This is a genomic window from Dactylosporangium sp. NPDC005572 (assembly GCF_040605515.1).
Lineage (GTDB): Bacteria > Actinomycetota > Actinomycetes > Mycobacteriales > Micromonosporaceae > Dactylosporangium.
This window is the reverse complement of record NZ_JBEXCY010000428.1, coordinates 1-2,591: the sequence shown is the minus strand read 5'-3', so window position 1 is coordinate 2,591 and position 2,591 is coordinate 1. Positions and strand designations below refer to the sequence as shown.

General features: G+C 68.8%; 2 protein-coding genes and 1 pseudogene. All 3 read right to left on the bottom strand.

Annotated features, from left to right (window positions below; translation table 11 throughout):
* Positions 1-137: 137 nt before the first annotated feature.
* Positions 138-671, bottom strand: a complete 534-nt coding sequence (locus ABZS66_RS61260) for a hypothetical protein (RefSeq protein WP_354774153.1) — start codon at positions 669-671, stop codon at positions 138-140.
* A gap of 399 nt (positions 672-1,070) precedes the next feature.
* A pseudogene (locus tag ABZS66_RS61255) lies at positions 1,071-1,271 on the bottom strand (DUF6158 family protein); the annotation flags it as partial.
* 37 nt (positions 1,272-1,308) lie between these two features.
* The coding region (locus ABZS66_RS61250) for a family 20 glycosylhydrolase (RefSeq protein WP_354774151.1) at positions 1,309-2,591 on the bottom strand (1,283 nt) is incomplete at its 5' end.

Here is a 2,591-nt window from a genome sequence, read left to right as displayed (position 1 = left end):
CGAACCTCCCCACCCCGCCAGGACCCAAGACCCCACCCACCCAGGACCAACGACCACACTCGCAAGAACCCCGCGCAATGGTGTAGTCCTGCCGGTGGCGGGGCTTTGTGGTGCTCTGCGTATTCAACGGGGGAAGGTCAGGTCGTATTGGTCTTGAGCCGTCCGTAGCGCTCCCAGGCTGTCTGGCGGCGGACGCCGAGGTCGTCGGCGATGTTCTCCCAGGTTCGGCCGGACTGGCGTGCGGCCGCGACCAGGCTGGCAGTCTTCGCCTCGAGCCGTTCGGTGCGTCGGCGGAGGAAGTCCAGGGAACGCAGTGCGCCAGACATGCTCTGTCTACCTGTTTGGTACTCCGCGGTGGCGCTGGCCTCGTGATAGCGGGCCCAGGCAGCCTGGCGGGTCACCTGCAGGCTCGTCGCGACCTGGTCCCAGTTGGCGCCCAACCTGCGGGCGAGAACGACCTGCGTTCGGGTTCTCTCGCGAAGTACCCGCAGGAGTCGGGTGGCATCCGTGAGGCTCTGGACGCGCCGCCGGGGAGCGTCCGGCTTCGTCCAAGCCCGGGCCAGGGCCTCGGCGCGGGTGAGGGCCTCCCGCCGGCGCTCCTCCAGGATCTGCGTCGCTCGATCATGGATCGTCTGCCCGAGTAGCGCCGAACCCTGCTCATTGTGCGCCATCGGCTGGCTCCGTCTGTCCGGCCTGGTCCGCGGTTCGGTTCGAGCATTGGCAGGCGCATCGGCATCGCCGGTTCTGCAGCGCCTGTACGACCTGGCCAAGACCACCTTGGCGCGTGATCCGGAGTACCTGGATCACGGCAGCGGTCCGGCCCGGAGCAACGGCCACGATCAGCAGGGCGAGCACCTGGGGGATGCACACGATCAACGCTATGACGATCCACGATGGCATAGGTGCCGTCCTGGGGTAGCGGCCCTCGATGAGGACTCTCTACCGGCGAATGACAACAATAGCTGTGGACCACATATTCCCGAGCGGGTTTTCGCAGTTCAGAGCGAGATCTTGGAGAGTCGCCGGGACGTATCGGCTGTCTTCCGTCAGGATCGCTTGACGAGCGATGGTCAGGTGCGCAGGCGGGCCGGGTTGACCTCGCGGTCCGGGAAGCGGCGCAGGTACTCGCGCTCCAGCTCGTCCGTGCGGCGGCTGTGGTTGGTCAGGGCGTCCTCGGAGCCGTGGCGCAGCGTGTCGTTGCGGGTTTCGTGCAGGCTGGCCAGCTCCTGCAGGAGGTCTGCGTCGGTGAGCTGTGCGGGTGGGATACCGAGTGGGCGCATGCCGCCCTGGTACCCCACCCGCAGGCGCTCATGCGAGGGTCAGCGTGATGTCGTCGGCGTTGTACGACGGCTGGCCGTACCAGCCGTGCACGTACACCGTCACCGACGTCGTCGACGCGCCGGTGGTGAACGTCAGGCTCAGCGGTGCGTAGGTGCCGCCGGTGCCGGGCGTCCACGTGCTTGCGTTGACGCCCGTGCCGGTGGCGCCGAGGTACACGTAGCTGCCCCGGACATAGCCGCTCAACCGGTAGGTGCGGTTGGGCAGGACGGTCACGGTCTGCTGGCAGTGGGCGTTGTCGCTCGCCGTCACCGCGCCGGCCAGGGCCTTCGTCCCGGAGCGGACCGGTGTGGAGACCACCGAGCAGCCCGTGCCCGTCCACGGGGCCAGGGAGCCGCTCTCGAACCCGCCGTTGACCAGGCCCGAAGAGGGCGGCTGGGAAGGCGAGGCAGACGACGAGGCCGAGGGAGAGCCGGAGGGAGAGACCGACGCGGACGGCGACGGCACCGTGCCCCACGGGACCTGCGGCGACCGGTAGAAGTTGATGCCCTGGACCGTCCAGCGGGGGCCCTGCGCGCCGAGCCGCACCTTGAACGTGTCCCAGTTGCGTGCCGCCTGCGGCGACCACGCGAGCTCGGCCAGGGCCGGCATCCGCGGGAAGGCCATGAACTCGATGTCGGCGAGCTTGGTGAGCGTCTCCGACCACATCGGTGCCTCGACGCCGATGATCGCGCTGGCCGGCACGCCGGAGAGGTAGGCGCCCGGGTCCCAGTTGTAGGCGGTCTGCACCTCGATGAGGCCGGCCCAGGTCAGGCCGAGCGGGGTCGAGTTGGTGTACTTCATGTCGAGGTACGTCTTGTTCGCCGGCGACAGCAGGATCTTGTCGCCCTTGCTGACCGCGGCCGCCAGGTCGGCGTCGGAGGTGCCCGTTCCCCAGTACTGGGCGACCCGGTTCGCGGTGTGGTCGGCCTGGCCGAGCTGGTGCCAGCCGAGGACCGTCTTGCCGTTGGCGCCGACGAACGGCTGGATTCGGTTCATGAACGTGCGGTAGTCGGCCGCGGACGTGCTGTGGGCCTCGTCGCCGCCGATGTGGAGGTACGGGCCGGGGGTGATCGCCGCCAGCTCGGCCAGCACCTGCTGGACGAACGTGTAGGTGAGCTCCTTGCCGATGCACAGCGAGCTGAAGCCGACATCGATCCCGGTGTACAGCGGGGGCGCGGTGTTGTTGCAGTTGAGCTCGGCGTAGGAGGCGAGTGCGGCGTTGGTGTGGCCGGGCATGTCGATTTCCGGGACGATGGTGATGTGCCGGGCGG